This window comes from Mesorhizobium sp. M0983, assembly GCF_040318975.1.
GTDB lineage: Bacteria > Pseudomonadota > Alphaproteobacteria > Rhizobiales > Rhizobiaceae > Mesorhizobium.
Genome location: NZ_JAMYNH010000005.1, coordinates 68,498 through 86,118, shown reverse-complemented (window position 1 = coordinate 86,118; position 17,621 = coordinate 68,498). Strand labels below are relative to the sequence as shown.

15 protein-coding genes are annotated in these 17,621 nt (G+C 59.8%); 8 read left to right on the top strand and 7 right to left on the bottom strand.

Features of this window, described 5'->3' with window-relative positions:
• The first annotated feature begins 10 nt into the window (after nt 1-10).
• The gene (locus NKH71_RS11735) at nt 11-274 is read left to right on the top strand and encodes a DUF1344 domain-containing protein (RefSeq protein WP_023716902.1); all 264 of its coding nucleotides are present in this window, start codon (nt 11-13) and stop codon (nt 272-274) included.
• Between the two features lie 86 nt (nt 275-360).
• On the opposite strand, the gene NKH71_RS11730 is transcribed toward NKH71_RS11735, so the two are convergent.
• Nucleotides 361-2,028, bottom strand: a complete 1,668-nt coding sequence (locus NKH71_RS11730) for a hypothetical protein (protein WP_352589003.1) — start codon at nt 2,026-2,028, stop codon at nt 361-363.
• Nucleotides 2,029-2,242: 214 nt separating this feature from the next.
• Between NKH71_RS11730 and NKH71_RS11725 the strand changes: the two genes are divergently transcribed.
• Entirely contained in the window at nt 2,243-2,710 is a 468-nt protein-coding gene (locus NKH71_RS11725) for a hypothetical protein (protein WP_031193363.1), read from the top strand.
• A gap of 22 nt (nt 2,711-2,732) precedes the next feature.
• On the opposite strand, the gene NKH71_RS11720 is transcribed toward NKH71_RS11725, so the two are convergent.
• The 3 genes from NKH71_RS11720 to NKH71_RS11710 all read right to left on the bottom strand — a co-directional run bounded on the left by NKH71_RS11720 (nt 2,733) and on the right by NKH71_RS11710 (nt 6,891).
• Nucleotides 2,733-4,775 carry an AfsR/SARP family transcriptional regulator gene (locus NKH71_RS11720; RefSeq protein WP_084642385.1) on the bottom strand — a complete coding sequence of 681 codons (2,043 nt, stop codon included), beginning with the start codon at nt 4,773-4,775 and terminating at the stop codon, nt 2,733-2,735.
• 24 nt (nt 4,776-4,799) lie between these two features.
• Complete coding sequence (locus NKH71_RS11715; RefSeq protein WP_198030448.1) at nt 4,800-6,011, bottom strand: YcaO-like family protein; 1,212 nt, start codon at nt 6,009-6,011, stop codon at nt 4,800-4,802.
• 169 nt (nt 6,012-6,180) lie between these two features.
• Nucleotides 6,181-6,891 carry an N-acetylmuramoyl-L-alanine amidase gene (locus NKH71_RS11710; RefSeq protein ID WP_352895019.1) on the bottom strand — a complete coding sequence of 237 codons (711 nt, stop codon included), beginning with the start codon at nt 6,889-6,891 and terminating at the stop codon, nt 6,181-6,183.
• A 371-nt stretch (nt 6,892-7,262) separates the two neighbouring features.
• On the opposite strand from NKH71_RS11710, the gene NKH71_RS11705 reads away from it, so the two are divergent.
• The gene (locus NKH71_RS11705) at nt 7,263-8,165 is read left to right on the top strand and encodes an AfsR/SARP family transcriptional regulator (RefSeq protein WP_023716895.1); all 903 of its coding nucleotides are present in this window, start codon (nt 7,263-7,265) and stop codon (nt 8,163-8,165) included.
• A gap of 76 nt (nt 8,166-8,241) precedes the next feature.
• On the opposite strand, the gene NKH71_RS11700 is transcribed toward NKH71_RS11705, so the two are convergent.
• Nucleotides 8,242-8,829, bottom strand: a complete 588-nt coding sequence (locus NKH71_RS11700) for a histidine phosphatase family protein (protein WP_352483722.1) — start codon at nt 8,827-8,829, stop codon at nt 8,242-8,244.
• A 31-nt stretch (nt 8,830-8,860) separates the two neighbouring features.
• Nucleotides 8,861-9,679: an enoyl-ACP reductase FabI gene (gene fabI, locus NKH71_RS11695; protein ID WP_352589000.1), complete on the bottom strand. Its 819-nt coding sequence runs from the start codon at nt 9,677-9,679 to the stop codon at nt 8,861-8,863.
• Between the two features lie 592 nt (nt 9,680-10,271).
• Here fabI and NKH71_RS11690 point away from each other — a divergent pair.
• The 5 genes from NKH71_RS11690 to NKH71_RS11670 all read left to right on the top strand — a co-directional run bounded on the left by NKH71_RS11690 (nt 10,272) and on the right by NKH71_RS11670 (nt 17,194).
• Complete coding sequence (locus NKH71_RS11690) at nt 10,272-13,298, top strand: ATP-binding protein (protein WP_031193359.1); 3,027 nt, start codon at nt 10,272-10,274, stop codon at nt 13,296-13,298.
• Nucleotides 13,295-14,527, top strand: coding sequence for a YcaO-like family protein (locus NKH71_RS11685; RefSeq protein WP_023716891.1), 1,233 nt, complete (start codon nt 13,295-13,297; stop codon nt 14,525-14,527). The genes NKH71_RS11690 and NKH71_RS11685 overlap by 4 nt, the downstream gene beginning before the upstream one ends.
• Before the next feature lie 2 nt (nt 14,528-14,529).
• Nucleotides 14,530-15,318, top strand: coding sequence for a TfuA-like protein (locus NKH71_RS11680; protein ID WP_352895017.1), 789 nt, complete (start codon nt 14,530-14,532; stop codon nt 15,316-15,318).
• Nucleotides 15,319-15,371: 53 nt separating this feature from the next.
• A complete protein-coding gene (locus NKH71_RS11675) occupies nt 15,372-16,568 on the top strand; it encodes a gluzincin family metallopeptidase (RefSeq protein ID WP_023716889.1) in 1,197 nt (398 codons plus the stop codon).
• A 110-nt stretch (nt 16,569-16,678) separates the two neighbouring features.
• On the top strand, nt 16,679-17,194 hold the full coding sequence (locus NKH71_RS11670) for a hypothetical protein (RefSeq protein ID WP_352895015.1): 516 nt from the start codon (nt 16,679-16,681) through the stop codon (nt 17,192-17,194).
• Here NKH71_RS11670 and NKH71_RS11665 read toward each other — a convergent pair.
• Nucleotides 17,191-17,520: a hypothetical protein gene (locus NKH71_RS11665; protein WP_023716887.1), complete on the bottom strand. Its 330-nt coding sequence runs from the start codon at nt 17,518-17,520 to the stop codon at nt 17,191-17,193. The genes NKH71_RS11670 and NKH71_RS11665 overlap by 4 nt on opposite strands.
• Nucleotides 17,521-17,621 lie beyond the last annotated feature (101 nt).

Here is a 17,621-nt window from a genome sequence, read left to right as displayed (position 1 = left end):
GAGGACGATGATGCGTATCCTGATTGGCGCTGTTGCCGCCACGCTGTTGATTTCCACCGCCGCCTTCGCCGGCCAGACCGAAGGCCTGATCAAGAAGGTCGACAAGGACGCGCTGACGCTGACGCTGGACGACGGCAAGTCCTACAAGCTGAACGCCGAAACCGATCTCGATGCGCTGAAACCGGGCATGGACATCGTCCTCGCGTATGACGTGACGAATGGCGAGAACGTCGTCACCGACATGGAACTGCCGGACACCGGATCGACCGAGTAGAGTCTTTTGCGAAGCTTCTTACGCGATGCGTGGGGAGCCGCACAGATATCCAACGGGATTCATTCCGCGTGATAGCAGATGGTTTTCTAGCAGTGGGGCAGACCGATCGAGGCTGCTTGCGCATCGTTGCTCATGTCTTCCTTCTTCGGATCGTTTCCCGGCCAGTACACTCCTTTTATATATTTTCCCGCCAGGTACTTCCGCATTACAAATTCCCGATGCGGTAGAAAGACGAACTTCAAAGCATCCGATATTTCGTACTCACCATCCGTTGATTCGGTGGTGACGTGTTTGTTCTCGAAGGAAATTTGCCAACAGACCTCGCGTTTGAAGTCGTCGGTGAAGCCGCCGTTGCCCGTTCTGGAAAACTGATGGCAACCCGCGCAGGAGAGGGACTGAATCCGCTTTCGGATTTGTTCCGCTGTCAGAGTTCTCGTAGCACCACCTTCGATCTCACCAATGAGGTCGGGATGTCCTTCAGCGTCGAGTATTTTCGCGTAGTCGCCGAGTGAACGATCTTCAGCGTTCATTTCCGCCGCGAGCAGGTGCTCGGGCAGGCTTGGCAACAAATGGAAGCTGTTAATGTTGGGATCAAGCAGAGGACCAGGCGCAGAACCATCGGTGCGAATAGACTTTGCCACTAGCTCAACGAGCTTGTTCGTTGCTTCGGGGTCCGGGGAATTTTTGGAAAAAAGAGTGGGCTCAGGGGAACCTGTTGTACGCGTGGGAAGCAGGCGCATCGAAGGCTTGTCGAAACGGTACTCACGGAGCCCCCATTGTCCCCCATGTAGCTTCGAGTTCGTCCGGATCTGACCGGTGCTTGATTCCGACGCGCCGAGATGGTCGACATGCATGGCCGGAGGCAGCTGAAACGTCGTCGGACCGACCGCATCGCCGTCAACAACGCTGCCGTCCTCCGCGAGCGTTATTCCCTCCAGGAAAAACCTGCGCAGCCAAATCGCGACTTCCTCGTCCGAGAACCGCTTTTCCGAAAGGGATAGCCAGAACTTCTGGATTGCCATGCAGCGCTCCGGCTTCCCCCCATTGGGCATGACTGCCTCGAAGGCGATCAGCATCTCGCCGTGGATTCGATCGGGAGCAGCCGGATTTTCCCAATCCGGATGCTTTCCCGCTATGATGCGAAACTCGCCGCAATCGCCGCCAAGCGAATCACGCAGCAGATCGACCCGATTCACGGCGGCAATGATGATGAATGGAGTTTTGCCAACGCCGAACTCCTTGTAGGGATCCTTGTCCTTGAGCATCCCTTCGGCTCGCGAACAGTCGTAGGAAAACGGCGGGCCACCATTCGGCTGCTTCGGCCGCAGTTCTTCGCATTCGTCGCCAGCAGCCGTTTTCCACCAGTTCCGGAACAGCTCGTTTCGGTCGGCGATCTTGCCCCCGCTCGACGCCACGAGTTGGTCCATCACGGCGGTGAAGGAAATTTTGTTCAGAAGGGCCGCCTTTCGCACGAAAAGCGACCGTCCCCACTCGATGGTGGGAGCGGCGCCAGCGTCGCGCCCAGGTGTCGCTTCAGTATTCGTCGAGCTTTTTCCCGCCAACTTGACACCCAAGCCACGCCGCTCCGGATGGTCTTGAAGCGGCGCCTTACCTTCGCCGGCATCGGGCGCACCTGCGGAAGACAACAACACCGCAAGCCCGACCAGCACTCCACGAACCGGCGCGAGCCGGACTGACCACAGTTGGCGAGAAAGTCGTCTCCAAGCAAAACCCAGACGACCAATATCGTTCATGCCGACCATCCCCTCAAAAAGCTTAATACCGTCTTGAGCCCCGATTAGCGGAAAGGAGATATGTTAAAACGTGAAGCCGATTTTGTCTTCTGGCGGTGTCACGTGAAATTTTCACGAAGCTTTCACGCTGACGATGTGAGTTAATCGCCCTTGCGGGTATTTGACGTTAGCGGTCTACTGCCCGTGCGTGAAGACGCTACCAAAGGAGGGAAGCATGCCGGGACCAGATATCGGTTCACCAGATCGAAAATACCCGCCGATTCAGTTCGGTAGACATGGCGACGAGACAGGTGCCATCTTCAAGGATTACGAGGCTGTCGGGAAGAAGTTGGTCGAATGGGCGCAGCAAGACAGAGACTCTTGGCCCACAACCATCGATGAGTTGCGGGAGGCGTTTAAGGACCTCCTGACGATACCGGACGTCTTCAAGACGCTCACGGTGGTACGGGGCGACGACCATATCGAAGGTAACTACGAGTTTCTCCTGCGGTTGCCACCGAAGGGCCAGGTAACGGAGTCGGAGCAGATCGTCAAAGCTAATGTTGAAGACGACGTCTATCCGCTTCCGGCGCTTTACAAGGATTTCGAGCCGGGCGGACGCGACGAGGACAAGCGCGTGATCACTCAGTTGCGCTTTTTCTATGCGCGGGTTGCCGACTATACGATGCGTGGCTGCCGGTGAGCGAAAAACGGTGGGTGGAACGCTAACCAGCCAGGTCGAGCAACCCGGTCGCCAGAATTCCTGAATGTAGCCTCTCCCGGTCCGCCATCAGGCGGATCGGGAGGCATTGCCAGAACCATTCGAGCGTGGCTTTCGGCGAAGCAGGACCGTCGCCATGCCAGTTGTCCGCGGTACGGCGGAAGAACGCTGCCGCCTCTTCAAGAGCCGCCTCTTTCAAGCCAAGCTCGGCCAGCGCCGCCGCTTTCAAGCCGCCGACAAAGAAGGTCGCATCCTCGGCAAGATCGGCTGCTTCCACCGCGCCCTCGCTGTTGCCGAAGAGAAAGCGAATACAGGCGTGGTAGGCCCAATGAACGGGTTCGGCGCCATATCCTACCCGCAGCGCCCTTTGTGCGATCTCGTCTGCGAGCGCCTTCTCGCCGCAATAGGCAAGGCCCTGCGCACATGAGATCAGCGTCCAAGGATCGTTGTCGTTCATTTTGAGCGTCAGCCCATAGCAATAGATCGCTTGCTCGTACTTTTCGTTCATAAGATAGGACCAGGCCAGAGTGAGCTTGGTCCGGCTATCCATCGGCGCGAGCTTGGAAGCCATGTTTGCAAGTTTGAGGGCCTCCTGTTCCCGCTTTCTATCCCGCATGAGGCCGGGGAAGATGAGATGTCTGCTGTTGAGGATCTGCGCCAGACTGGCATGAGCGGGCGCGAAATCGGGAGCATTCCGTATGATCGACCGGAATATCCCCTCGGACCGGCTCTCGTCGGCCGGACGCCACCGCGAAAGAAGCTCATTACCACGTAGCCAGCGGTCGTAGATGTCGAGATCCATATCGGCGAGGCCCGCCGTCGTGCTCAAACGCTCTGCCGAGATCTGAACATCGAGCGCTGCGGCCAGGTGCCGGACGATCTGCAGTCTGGCGCGATGCCAGTTGCCGATCTCGATCTCCGAGTTCTCGCTCCACATGTAGTGGCCGTCAGACCTGCGACGCAGCAGCACGGCGATGTGCAATTCACCGTCCTCGCCGGTTGCAGTGGCAAGCAAGTCATAGACCTTGCGGCCGCTTGGCGGGAGAGCATCGTCGGAGGCCGAATGCTCCCTCACCGACCAGTCCCGGAACCGTGTCATGGCTGCGATCAATTCGTGGCGGAAGCCATTGATACGGATGGCATGAACCGCCTCGTGCAAGAATGGATGAACCAGGATCAGTGGGGGTTCAGCGCGCGCCTGAGCGGCGATTCCTACACCGTCGAACAGCTGCGCTGCTGCCGGAACAGCGGGGGCGAGTTGCGGGACGTGGCTGGGAGGCGCGGGAAGAGGTTCCGCCGTCTTTATCTCCGCAACCAGCGCCTGGGTTTGCGGTGACGGCTCCATGTCATAGTCGGTGCCGAGCAATTCCCACAGGTCGTTGTAGATGCGAAGCGCTCCCGCCGTGTCGCCACGTGAGGCACGGCACTGCATGAGGATACGGCAGGCTTCCTCATGCGTCGGGTCCAGATTGTGGATGGCGGTGGCGAACCTCTCCCGCTTGGCATCGTTCTGCTCGCGCCGGGCCTGGTCCTGGAGGAGCTTAACGGCCCTGTCGTGGAGATATTCGCGCTGGACCGAGAGCCACATATCGAAGCTGGGATCAATGTCCCTCAAATTGACGAGAAAGCCCCCGAACAGCCGCTTCTGCGTGATCATCACTTCGGGCACGATATTCTGTTCGAGATCGGCGATGTGGGTCGCCGCGTCGCTTGATACATGGATCGGCTGCAACCAAACATTGTTCCGATCGCAGTCGAATATCTGTATTGGAAACTGCTTCGTGTCCTTCTTTATCCCACTGATTAGCTGACGCAGGGAGGTGCGCGCGGCTTCCTCACTGTTTTCGCCCCACAAAAGGCCGGCGAGGCGCTCCCGGCTTTCAATCATGTTCTTGCAAAATGCGAGGTAGGCAAAGAGCGCCTGTGCCTTACGGCTCTTGAAGGTGCAATTCACGGCGCCATGAGACATACGGAAGATGCCAAGCGTCTCAATACGGAAGCTTGGCGTTTCACTGCTCCGCGATGCTGCCCGGCTATATTGGTCCATGGGACTCTGATTACAGCAAACGCCTTACAGTACCGGAATGTTGAAGTTGATGCACCTACCCACGGAGTCGAATTGCAACACGTCGCCTGGGGGAATCTGCTGCAGGCCTGTGGCAAGAGCGCGGGCGACCGGAATGCCAATGCGATCGCGCGTCAGGTCCACGATAAAGGCCGTACAGTCAGCACGGAGGAGTGCCTGGCGCGTATAGTCGAGGAGGAGTAATTCGTCGCTGCCTTCTAAGGACGAACTCTTCGAGCCGACGGGAGCAGCTTTAAGCTTTGGATGATCGGGGGTGACCCGCTGGCTTCGCGCAATATAGGCGAGGTCATCCTGATTGAGCTTCTCGAAACCGTGCACCTGTTGCTTGGCTCGTACCAGATGATGTCCGATTTCCATCTGCACCATCTCTTTCGTTGCGGCGTGGACAGCATCGGCCATGTTCGGCCGTGCTGCGAAACCGCAAGCGAAATCGCTCCCGTCACGAGAAAACGAAAAGGCAGCGATGACCGGAATGTCAACAGCTGCGCGGATATCGACCCAGCCACACGTCCGGGTCGTCTTTCCCGACCGGTATCGGGAGAGCAGGTCCGGGAGTCCGCTATCCCGCAATACATCTTCGCCAATCGCATGCGCCACCTGGTCGCCGTGCCACCATCTCGCGACGGCATCGCGCTCGACTAGTTCCCATATTGCACGGTTTGCCGCCTCTATAAGGGTTCTTCCCGCCGCGACGCCGTTACCGAGCCTGTACGGCAAAACACCATTGCCGCTTGCGCGGCGGACGCAAAGTTCGCCCGGCAAAGCCACCGGCTCCGATGAGCCGACCTGATGCCCGGCTAGCCACAGGCGCTCGCCTCCGGTTTCGGTGACGCCGGCAAGATAGTGATCGAAGGCATCAATGCGCCGACCGGCCGTTTCGGCCCCAGGATTTCGGTCCTCCGGGTACTCGAGCTGGGAAAGATATTCGGCTGCTTCGCCGATGCAGGCTTCGAATGCCCGCTCGGAACGCCAATCGCAGCCCGCGACTCCGACAGGCTGAAAGTCGCGGAACTCCTCGCCGTGTTCATGGGGATGCGCTTGCGCCACATATATCGCGGCACCAGGTGCGTCCGGATGAGGCAGTCGAGTAATAAGACGAAGCTTCGTCGCCAACCGCGCGATCGCTATCCGATTTTCTCGTGATATCGGATCGAGCTCGTGTGGAGTTTCAAGCGAACCCGAAGCAACCGTGGCCACGTGCCCTCCATCGCTGAGCGCCCCAGCAGAATGCCCGTTGCAGGCTTGCCAACCATATCGGCCAACCGGGCGCCGGATAACCGGCTGCTTGCCTCGACAGACGATGTGGCATCTTCGCGCGTGCAGGTCTAATGCGCAACACGGGCGATCGGTGGGCGGTGCGGCCCGATTAGTCGTCCACAGGCAGCAAATCCCAGCCCGCGCAGCAGGTGGCGACATCGTGCAGGGCGGGCAGCAATTCCATCGGCACCCCAGCGGGGGTACGCAGAGCTGGGTAGGTGTCGCCGGCACCGTCGAGCACGAGATCGCGGAACCGTTTCCACGGAAAGTGGGCACCTGGATCGCTGCATCGATCAGGGTCCAGCAAGGCATGCGATGCGATGTGTTTCAAATTTGGGTACTTCGCCCAACAGTAGCGCACGATTTCAGCGGCAATCTCCACCTGCCAGTCCGAGAATGGCTCCACGACATCGCGGCTCCGCGAATTGACTATCTGGATTGCGAGGCTCCAGTCATCGACTTTGGCCTGGCCAGCGTTCACCGCAGGATACGACCGATGGTCTCGCACGTGGAGGGCGGCGCTTGCCTCCGGCACACAGGCCCATGCGAACTTGCCATGCGGCTCTTCGTCCGTGCCAGGAATCAGCCAATGCCAACTGGCCCTGTGCGCTTTCATGACGGACATGGCGCCCGCCGAACTTAGCCCTGCCGCCGCGTGGATGACCAGCGCGCTGATTCCTTCGATCGGATCGACCGCTCGACGGGACGTCGCATTATACCAGTGATCCCGTACGCCGGGATAATATTCCTCCGGAATTCTGAATGGTGCAGGTCGTCCCGACCTTGGCAAATCAAAGAGAAAAAATCTCGGATCGTTCATCGTCCGTTATCCCAGGGTCGAGACCACCTTTGTCTGCGCCACGCGTGAAGGCAGCGTGATTCCCCCGCTCGCAGCCGTCTGCCGCGCGTCGACTGCCAATCACGTGCTGCTCACGAGCAACTTACGACGACCCGGTTCAAATCGGTGCATATCCCGATCTGGAGGCGAACCCGATGTTCTCCCGATCCCTTGGTGAGGAGCGATGCCGTGGATGAACTCGTAAACATCATCGTGTTGTGGCCAACCGTCACTTTTGGCTACCGGAACCGCCGCAACACCCGAGGATCCGGCATGTCTCGCCGACCCAGACGATCGTGCTGCGTCCGGATTGGAACGCTCGCGAATCCGGCACGCCAGTGGGGAGATAGCAGATGAATGCTCAGTTCGAGTTTTGCCGGTCCATGACCCGCAACCACCAGCTGGCTGCGTCCCTGCGGCGTCCGGCAAGCTTGTCTTGGCCGATCAAGGTGTATGTTCTCGGCGGGTTCCGGCTTGAACGTGACGGTTCGGCACTGGACCTTGGCGCCAAGCCACCGACGCGGGCCCTCGACATTCTTCGTGCCTTGGCCATTTCCCAGGGCCAAGTCTGCCCGCTCGAAGGCCTGCAGGACTGGCTCTGGCCCGACCTTGACGGCGACCAGGCGAAGGCTGCCTGCGATCAGGCGCTCCACCGTCTGCGCAAATTGCTCGGCCAGACGGACCTGGTGATTCAGAGGGAGGGCAAGCTGCGCCTCGCCGCAGACAGGGTTTGGGTGGATTTGGCCGATTGGGAGGCGCGCCTCAAACGGGCTCTGGCCTCGAATGCCGTGACTGAACCGGAGCTGGAGCGGCTCTTCCTCCTGTTCCCGGGGCCTCTCTTTCTGCACGAGCGTATTGCCGCCTGGTGCTTGCCGGCCGCTGAACGCGTGCGCCGCGACGTGATCGAACTCGCGATCCGCATCGGCAAGCACTGCGAGGCTCGCAACGATCCTGGGAAAGCCCGGACTATCTATTTGCGGGCGCTCGATTTTTACCCCGACTCTGTGAGAATCTACAAGGCGCTCATTCAGGGCGACATCGCCCAAGACGATGTTGCTGGCGCGATCGAGGATTACTCCTGCTACGAGCGGACACTTCGCGCATCATGCGGTAGCACACCTTCGCCTGAGCTGCGTGCCCTCATCCAGTTGCTCTTCGCGCGCCTTGCGCGTGAGACCGGACCTGTTGGGCAATATGTCAGGGCCGGTCGAGAACGGTTTGTCCCGGTTCTCAGGCCAGCGACGATCCCGGCGTGATCAACTTCGCCTACGCGCCTCTGTCGCCGATTCAGCGCGAGATCGCATTCTGCTTCAATCTCTCGAAAGCTCACGACTAAAGCCACTCCAGGCGCCAGCCGTCCAGCCTGAGCAGGCGGTCCTGCGGCACTTCCATGCTGACCGCATCTTGTTCGGACATCCCCAGCACGAAGCGGAACAGCGCGCGCATGACGCCACCATGGGTCACGCAGACCGTCTGGCGATCGAGCGCGTCGAACCACGGCTTCACCCGTTCGAGCAGCATCTGATAGCTTTCGGCGCCCTCGCCGGGCGGCTGGAAATTCCATTTATCGAGGCGGCGTTGCCTGGTCGAACCGGGATTGTTCGCCTCGAGTTCGGCAAAGGTGAAACCCTGCCAGTCGCCAAAGCTCAATTCTACGAGTAGCGGCTCGGTACGATAGGCGTGCGGATCGAGCTTCATCGCCGCGCGCAGGCGCTCCATCGTCTCGCGCGTGCGCCGCATCGGGCTGGCGACAAAGTCGAAATCTTCGGGCCTGTCGATGAGGTCGGCCAGCCTACGCCCGTTGCGGCTAGCCTGCTCGCGGCCAAGCTCGTTGAGGTCGGTATCGGCCTGCCCCTGCAGCCGGGCCTCGGCGTTCCACGCCGTCTGGCCGTGGCGCACGATATAGACGAGCGGGTACATCAGGTCTTCCGGAAGAGGTCAGGCGGTGGCGTCAGTCCTTGACCGTCGAAATATCCGGCGCGTCGACCGCCTTCATGCCGACAACATGATAGCCGGAATCGACATGATGGATCTCGCCGGTGACGCCGCGCGAAAGGTCGGACAGGAAATAGACGCCGGAATCGCCAACCTCCTCCTGCGTGACCGTCTGCTTCAACGGCGAATTGTATTCGTTCCACTTCAGGATGTAGCGGAAGTCGCCGATGCCGGATGCGGCAAGCGTCTTGATCGGGCCGGCGGAGATCGCGTTGACGCGGATCTTCTTGGCGCCGAGGTCGACGGCCAGATAGCGCACGCTGGCCTCGAGTGCCGCCTTGGCGACACCCATGACGTTGTAGTGCGGCATCACCTTTTCCGCGCCGTAATAGGTCAGCGTCAGCAGCGAGCCGCCATCGGTCATCAAAGGCTCGGCACGTTTGGCGATGGTGGTGAAGGAATAGACCGAAATATCCATGGTGCGCAGGAAATTGTCGCGCGTCGTCTCGACATAGCGGCCGGTCAGCTCGTCCTTGTCGGAGAAGGCGATGGCGTGGACGAGGAAATCGAGCTTGCCCCAATGACTGGCGATATCGGCGAACACCGCATCGAGGCTGGCCGGGTCGGTCACGTCGCAATGGCCGGCGACATGCGCGCCCAGTTCCGCCGCAAGCGGCTCGACGCGTTTCTTGAACGCCTCGCCCTGATAGGTCAGCGCGATCTCGGCGCCGTGGTCGACACAAGCCTTGGCTATGCCGTAAGCGATCGAGCGATTGTTGGCGATGCCAAGGATAAGGCCGCGCTTGCCGGCCATAAGGCCCCGTCCACCCGCCATGTCAGCGCTCTCCGCAAGGTTCTCTACGTTGTGGAGTGCCTATCGCACAGCCACAGTGCCCCTTCAAGCGTTCAAAGCGGACAGTTCGGGGGACAAAGCGGTTGCTCAGCAGTGCCAGTGAAAAAATACGACACTTGGTGTCCGTGTGGCACGGCGGAAGATGACCCTTTGGCGGAAGTTTCGTTGGCCAGCGGCCGAAGTCACGCTCATGACCCCAAGCCGACTTCATGATTTGAGCTGTGGACGACCGGTTTGCGCCTAATCTAAGACATTCCGGAGACGCGGCCCTATCCCGGAAGCGGACGTTGCCAGTGAGCGCGCTGGAGACGTGATTGCGCCAAACGTGGACCGCACGCGCGCTCCTCCAGCCGACACTCCTGTTAGGCTAGAGGCACCCCATTCCTGTCGTTGCAGCGAACTGAAAGCCCGCGTTGATGATCACGACTGGATTGCGAACGGATAGCAGACGGGTGGGCTAGGAACCCATTATGCCGTTGCCAATGGGACTATTCTAAGCCTTAGTGCTCACGATGGAGCTTCGATAACATCCGAGAAAGCCGCGTGGCTCTCTCAGCGTGTTGCAGGACGTCCGATGACCACCAGGGAACGAGTTCAGACCGGGTCGCTTGCAGGGGAGCGCAGGCATGTGACCGCGCTGTACTATGACATTGTTGGTTCGACCACTCTGCTAAATCAGCTGGACCCCGAAGAATTCGGCGCTATGCAACGTTCGCTCCACAATGGAGCGGCTGCATTGATCAGCGACTACAATGGCTACCTCGAGCGGGTTCATGGCGACGGCGGCTGCGCCTATTTCGGCTTTCCCGAGTCCAGGGAAGATGCCGCCGAATGTGCGGTCGCGTCGGCAATCGAAATTGTCGAGTGGTGCGAGAAACTGGCGAGACAGTCCGAATCCAGCCTCAAGGTAAGGGTCGGCATCACCACAGGTGTGGTCGTCATCGCTGACGCTTCGAAAACGAACCTTCCGGGCGCCACCGAGATTATTGGCGTCGCGCCGGCACTGGCTGCGCGCATCCAGTCCGAAGCAGCGCCGAACAGTGTTGCTGTCGCAGAAGCCACCTATCGGCTTACCATGGGCGCGTTCGAATTCGAGGAGATCGGTCCAAGGCACCTGAAAGGATTTGGCGAACCGGTACTTTTGTGGCGGCCATTAACTCGCCGGCAGCAGTTCGACCGCTTCACAGCGTATCGGCGCGTTTCCGCGCCGCTAATCGGTCGCGAAGACGAGCTTGAATTGTGTGGCCGGCGTTGGGTTAGAGCCGCAAACGGCAATGGCCAGTTCATTCTTCTCCATGGCGACCCCGGGATCGGAAAATCCCGGCTGATCGCCGAGTTCCGCCGTGATCTTGCCGCTAAGGGTGTGCGGACCCTGGTGTTTCAATGTCAGCCGCGCGGCAATTCGGAACCGCTGCACCCGTTTCTAGAACCTCTCAGAAAGGCAATCGCAGACGCGACCGGCAACGCCGACCCGGATCGGGATGCGGTCACGCGCTACCTGCGGTCACATGGCTCGGAACTTGGCGCGTTGAATGCCGAGATCATCACATTCCTTGTCGCGGGCGAGACGGAGGGGGGCGCTGGCCAAGCCTGGCAGGTCGATCTCTCGAACGAGGAGATCAGGGCGCGTGTTGTCGAGGCCATGCTGTCACTTCTGACGTCGCCGTCCGTTCTTGGACCGCTCCTCCTGATAATCGAGGACGTTCACTGGGCAGACACGCTCACCAAAGCACTTGTCGCCAAGCTGAGCCGGTGGATCGAAACACGGCCGATTCTTGCCGCAGTAACGTCGCGCGAGGCTATCGCGCCGGACGGTTTCGGCGATCCAAACGTGCTTGCCGTCGCCTTGTCTGGCCTGACTGCTCAAGCTACCGCGGAGCTGCTCAGCACGATCTGGGAGGATTATTCGCCACCAGATGAACTGGTCGCCTTTATCTACGAGAAGAGCGATGGCGTGCCCCTGTTTGCCGAACAGCTGGCGCTTTGGATCCGTGAACGAGCGAAGGCTGGCTTGCCAGATCGGGCCGGATTGGAGGCGTTGCTTCGTGCGGATAGCATTCTGGATCTCCGGGATCTTCTCGCAGCCCGCCTCGCCAGCTTGGGGCCATTGAGACGTGTCGCCCAAATCGCAAGCGTCCTAGGGCGACAGTTCCGACGGAAACTGCTGGCTTGTGTGCTTGAACTTGGGCCTCTTGCCATACCTCTGGACGAAGCAATCGAAGGTCTTGTCCAAGCCGGGATTGTCCGTCGGAAGTCTGGCGGTATGGAAATTCGCTTCCGCCACGTGCTGATCCAGGAAGCGGCCTACGAAAGCCTCCTGAAATCCGAGCGGCAGGAAATCCACACAAGCGTTGTAAATCTCATTCAATCAGGTGTTGTTCCGCCGCTCTCCGACGAGACGATGGCATGGCATTTCGGGCAGGCCGGACAGCCTGTGCAGGCGGCGCGCCACGCTATTCAGGCGGCAGAGGCTTGCGATGTTCGGTCAGCAATGCAGGAGGCAGAAAACCTGCTGGATTTCGCTGAGAAACAACTCGCTCAGGCCGGCAGGAATGCCGAGTCGAATGAGCAGCTGCTTCGCCTCCTCACAGTTCGCGGGCCGGTCGTTGCAGCGCTTTTCGGTAGAGGCAGCAAGCAAGCGCGTGCGATCTATGAGCGCGGCGTATCGCTGTGCGCCACGGTTAAGGATCGGGATCGTGCAGAATGGTTCCCGCTTTACTGGGGTTGGTGGTTCACTGCGCCCGACTACCAGACACAGCGCGCAAGATCCGACATCCTCGTGCAGGACCTTGAAGGCTCTGCAGATCCTGAGGTCCGGCTTCAGTCGCTGCATTGCGCATGGGCGACCAACATTGATGCCGGGCTGCATTCGCACTGCCTAAAATGCGTCGAGCAGGGTCTCGTTCTTTACGACGAGGATCGCGCATGTTTCAACCGCGGCCGTTACGGAGGTCATGACGCCAAGGTCTGCGGCCTGGGCGAACGTGCGTTCTCCCTGTGGTTCGTAGGCGACGACAATGGGGCTTCCGAAAGTATAATCGCTGCCAAACGATGGGCCGAGCACATCAATCATCCGAACAGCATGTTGCATGCACTGGAGTTCGAGATCGAGCTGAAACGATATCGAAACGACCATCCCGGTGTGATTGCGGTCTCCGAAAGGATCGGAGAACTCGGGCGGGCAACGCCGGGTGTACTCGCCAAGGCGGCGCTGTTCCGTGCCTGGGCGCAGGGTATGAGCGGGGACGCGGCAGCTGGCGTAGTGGCATTCGAAACCGAGCTGACACGCTGGCGCGAGATCGCGACCTACGAGGGTGCCCCCGTTTTTGAGGGCATGCGTTCGGAGTTGTTAGAACGCGCTGGACGCAACGACGAGGCCTTGTCGATACTGGATAGCATCATCGCGGCTTCGACCAGCAGTGGGCAAGTGTTCTGGCTTGCTGAGTTGCTACGGCAGCGCGGTGTGCTCCGTCATACCCTTGGCGAATCGCAGGAGGCGGTGATGGCCGACCTTCGTCGAGCGCTCGAAGTCAGCACCGAACAGCGGGCCGCACCCCTGGCGTCACGCGTGCGGCTGGACCTCGATCGGCTCCGGCTGTGAAGTCCGACACCGGCTTTGCGCAGGCGCTTGCCATTCCTGCGAATGAGATCGGTCTTAGGCTCGACCGCGAACTCTCCGCCCTTGGCGATGCCCAGTGCACAGACTCCGCAGCCACCGAGAAGCTCGCCCGCGGGCTTTTCTCCGTCCGGAGACGTTTTGGCATAACGCGGATCGGATCGTTGACCCGCCTTGATCGCGCCGGCGTGGCGGTTGCTCAAGCCGTGCGGCCATTGTCGCTCTCCAACGCTGTCTCCCAGGGCAAGGGTGAAACCCTCATAGAGGCAGCGGCCGGGGCACTGATGGAAGCGCTCGAAGGATGGGCAGCGGAGCAGGTCTCGCATGAGCGCATCAGGATCGCAAGCGCGCGCGTTCTGGGAGAAGAGATTCGGGCCCTCTATGCCGGCTGCCGAGTCCATGACTTCGACGCCGGCTGGGATCAACTGCAACTCCAGTGGACCGACGGTTATGATATTTTCACCGGCCGGGTGCTGCCAGTTCCTCTCCCCCTGGTCGATACCATCTACACGCTTCCGTCCCCGCATCCCGTGGCGTTTCCCCGATCCACGCGCGGACTCGCCGCCGGGCAAACGCTAGTTTCCGCGATCACCCATGCAGCGCTAGAAATCATCGAGCGCGCGAGCATCGCAGGAGCCAAGCGGTATCCACGTTCCTTTCCGGAAATTCGTATCGACCCCGCCCGTATTGGCGGTCCGCGTTCGTCGCGAATTCTGGCAAGCCTCGCAGCCGCGGATCTCGTTGCCGGAATATGGCTCGTCCCAGGCGATCATGATTTGCCGGTCTTTCGCTGCGCCGTAATGGAATCGGAAGCGCATCAGGAGATTGCGCCGCTGCCGGGCGAGGGGTTTGCGTGCGACTTTACCCATGATGGCGCCTTGGCCAAGGCACTGATGGAGGCGGCACAGGCCCGGGTAACCGCGCTCGCCGGTGCCCGTGAAGATATTACACGTGCCGCTTATCCCGAGTGGTACGACCGAGTGGACCTGGACACGCGTCGACGCTCGTTCCGGGTGCCAGGGAACGCCACCACGCTTCCCGCCGATAGCGTCGGACCGACCTCAGGCGCCAGCAAGCTCGACGCCGTTCTCAAATCGCTAAGGCGCGCCGGAGCGCAGGCGGCCCTTGTCGTGCCGCTCCATAGCAGCACGGATCCCGATATCGAGATTGTCCGTCTCGTCGCCCCTCCGCTCAAAGACCTCATCAGAGGATAGGGATGGCGGACAAGCCGGTCGTTTTCCTCGGACCGACACTGCCGCGTGCCCAAGCGGCAGCCATCCTCGACGCCGTTTATCTACCGCCCGCCGAACAGGGTTCGATCGTCCGCGCAATGAGAGCCTATCAACCGAAAGCGATAATCCTCATCGACGGTTCGTTCGGGAAGGTACCGGCAGTTCGTCACAAGGAAATCCTGTGGGCATTGGGAAACGGAATTCCGGTGTTCGGGGCGGCAAGCATGGGCGCGCTCCGCGCCGCTGAACTGGCGGCGTTCGGCATGCAGGGCCATGGCTTCATCTACCGATGGTACGCGTTGACGCCGCTCGCCGACGACGATGAAGTCGCGGTAGCGATGTGTCCTACTGAACTCGGCGCGGCGGCCCTGAGCGAAGCGCTTATCAACATACGCCTTACGCTAAAGCGGGCATTGCGAGCAGGCATCATCAACGCCGTGGAAAGGCGATCTCTGGAAGTGCTGGCGCGGGACACGCACTTCGTCGATCGCAGCTATCCGAGGCTGCTCGCGGAGGCGCGATCTTCTCTGCCCAGCAAATCCGCAACGGCCCTGGATCGGCTTGCTGACTGGCTCCCCCGATCGGCGATCGACCGCAAACGCGAAGACGCAACCGGCTTGCTGGCGAAACTTGCATGCTGCCCTGAACTTCTGGCGCATGCGCCGATGACCCCGCCTTTCACCCTGACCGAAGCTTGGGCCTATGATCTCGGCGCGGCCGGGCTGTGGGACGACGACATTGGGTCTGTTCTTGCGGAACGGGATGGATTTTGATCTAACAGGAATACTTCAGACTGTCCTTTCAGGAGAGGGGTGGGACTGCCTGCATGGGCGCCAGTGCAAGATGGCAGTCGGGTATTGGATCCGCGGCTTCGCGCCTTGGAACACGCTTTCTTGTTTTTCCCCAACCTCCTTTCATTCAGGGTTACGAACGGCCCGAGATGATTTGGGTCTCCACGCCGCCTGACGCGATCGGCCCCGGGCCAGCCGACCGACGGATGTATGTGATCGACCCGTTGCTTGAAAAGCAGCCATACCAGTTTCCTTACCTGCCTCCTTACGCCGGTGCCCTCAGGCCGCCTGCGGTAGCCGGCCCAGACGGGCACTTCGACAACATTCCGCTGGGCACACCGGAGTTCGAGGCGGCGCATGCCTACGCTTGCGTGCGGCGGGTGCTCGACATCTGCGAGAGCTATGTGGGGCGCGAGATTCCCTGGTTCTTCGAACCGACCTATCCGCGTCTCGAGATTGTGCCGCGGCTGAACTGGGACAACGCCCAGTCGGGTTACGGCTTTCTGGAGATGGGGATCGATGAGGCCCGCGGAACCACGCAGCCCTTCGCGCTCAACTTCGATGCTGTTGCACACGAGATCGGGCATCTGGTGATTTTCGGCGTCATGGGAGTTCCCCGTTTCGATCCGCCGCATGAATACTTCGCCTACCACGAGGCAGTGGCCGATTTCATCGCGCTGATCTCGCTCCTGCACTTCGATACTGCGCTGGATTTGCTTTTGCGGCGCACGCGCGGCAACCTCCTGATCAACAACGAACTGGACCGCTTCGGCGAGCTCTCCGACGAAAAGCAGGTCCGACGGTTCAGCCACTCGCTGCGGATGAGCGACGTCAGCACGGAAGTGCATGACCTTTCCAAGCCCTTCGCGGGCGCACTCTTCGACATCCTTATCGAGATCTACCAGGTGCTGCTGTTCGAACGCGGGCTGTCCGATCTGGATCCGCGTGACTTTCGTGATCTCAGGAGTGAGCTTTCCGAAGAAGAGGTCGAAGACCTGCTTTCGGTTTCACTCGCCGCCAATGACGGCCGCCTCTTCGCATTGAAATCGGCATTGGAAGAAGCCCGCGACCTAGTGGGCGAGATCCTGGTGCGGTCGTGGGAAGAGCTTGATCCGCATGCACTGGACTATCGCGAAGCAGCCGAGGCGATGGTTGTTGCCTGCGAAAGCGGGCGTGCGCGCCGCTTCGCTGACAGCCTTGTCGACAACTTCGCCTGGCGCGAGATTTTTTGAAGGAGAAAGGGATGCCAAAGTCACCAACGCCGACAGGCAACCCACTTAAACCGTCTGGCCCGGGCGGTGGGCCAGGTCGATCGCCAAACAATACTGGAGGGAGAAGCATTATGTCGTCCGATATTCCTGCGCCACCCAGCGCGCAAAACTATTCGCCGGATCAGATTACGCTCTATGGCGTCAGGTTGAATTTCGATAATGCGGGCAAAGTTAGTCACAGAACAGCGACTTTGCCGTTGAATGAAAACTTACTTCGCATGTCCATTGTCAAGAAACGCGATGACCTCGAGCCTATAATTCCAACCAAGGAGGTGATTGCTGTCGTCTATGGATATGCCTTTGAAGGTCAATGCTACCGCAATGACAAACCAAAACTACTCATTTTTCATCCAACGTCACGAGAAACCGCCGCGACAGGATGCGGATTTGATGACCTGGGATACGTCATGTGGGGAGTTACAAAGAAAACCCCGATCATGGAACTTGCCACAAGTACTGACTTCGCCGAAGAAATCATCTTGAATGCAAACCTTCCCGGCAACCGCAGCCCAAACACTTACGGGAACAGCTTCATGCTGGCACATCGCGGCGGCCGGCTAAGCCGCGGAGGGGGGAGCCAAAGTTAGTTCTTGGTATCTTCCTTGGCGGCTTCTTGCTTCGACTTCGAGGGTGGCGGTGGCGGGAAAGCTTTGTCATCAATATTGTATGTGCTGTCAGCCTCGACCTCCATATTCTCTTCGTGTACAAGCCAATCTTTCTCGTTCTTGCTCACATAGACATCGACACTGCCGACGTTATTGCCTTGGGTCGTAACGGCCACCTCACGTTTGGCATCACGGACTTTCAGGAAAAACTCCGTCGGCGGCGGCTCGGGAAATGGTAGTTTGTCTGTTATTCTCAAAAATTTATCACTAACCGTCACGGTGAAATATATCGATTCCACGCCTGCCATTGATCCCTCCTGCAGAAGGCCGTGCTCAAATTCGGTGCGAAGCAGTACAGTGCAACCAGTTCGGCTCGTTGTAAAGGCAGTGACTACGGCCTTACCTTTCG

What these genes read in the sequence shown, in the direction of transcription:
- NKH71_RS11735 (WP_023716902.1), top strand. Translation starts at nt 11, where the DNA reads ATGCGTATCCTGATTGGCGCTGTTGCCGCCACGCTGTTGATTTCCACC.
- NKH71_RS11730 (WP_352589003.1), bottom strand. Translation starts at nt 2,028, where the DNA reads ATGAACGATATTGGTCGTCTGGGTTTTGCTTGGAGACGACTTTCTCGC.
- NKH71_RS11725 (WP_031193363.1), top strand. Translation starts at nt 2,243, where the DNA reads ATGCCGGGACCAGATATCGGTTCACCAGATCGAAAATACCCGCCGATT.
- NKH71_RS11720 (WP_084642385.1), bottom strand. Translation starts at nt 4,775, where the DNA reads ATGGACCAATATAGCCGGGCAGCATCGCGGAGCAGTGAAACGCCAAGC.
- NKH71_RS11710 (WP_352895019.1), bottom strand. Translation starts at nt 6,891, where the DNA reads ATGAACGATCCGAGATTTTTTCTCTTTGATTTGCCAAGGTCGGGACGA.
- NKH71_RS11705 (WP_023716895.1), top strand. Translation starts at nt 7,263, where the DNA reads ATGAATGCTCAGTTCGAGTTTTGCCGGTCCATGACCCGCAACCACCAG.
- NKH71_RS11700 (WP_352483722.1), bottom strand. Translation starts at nt 8,829, where the DNA reads ATGTACCCGCTCGTCTATATCGTGCGCCACGGCCAGACGGCGTGGAAC.
- fabI (WP_352589000.1), bottom strand. Translation starts at nt 9,679, where the DNA reads ATGGCGGGTGGACGGGGCCTTATGGCCGGCAAGCGCGGCCTTATCCTT.
- NKH71_RS11690 (WP_031193359.1), top strand. Translation starts at nt 10,272, where the DNA reads ATGACCACCAGGGAACGAGTTCAGACCGGGTCGCTTGCAGGGGAGCGC.
- NKH71_RS11680 (WP_352895017.1), top strand. Translation starts at nt 14,530, where the DNA reads ATGGCGGACAAGCCGGTCGTTTTCCTCGGACCGACACTGCCGCGTGCC.
- NKH71_RS11675 (WP_023716889.1), top strand. Translation starts at nt 15,372, where the DNA reads ATGGGCGCCAGTGCAAGATGGCAGTCGGGTATTGGATCCGCGGCTTCG.
- NKH71_RS11670 (WP_352895015.1), top strand. Translation starts at nt 16,679, where the DNA reads ATGTCGTCCGATATTCCTGCGCCACCCAGCGCGCAAAACTATTCGCCG.
- NKH71_RS11665 (WP_023716887.1), bottom strand. Translation starts at nt 17,520, where the DNA reads ATGGCAGGCGTGGAATCGATATATTTCACCGTGACGGTTAGTGATAAA.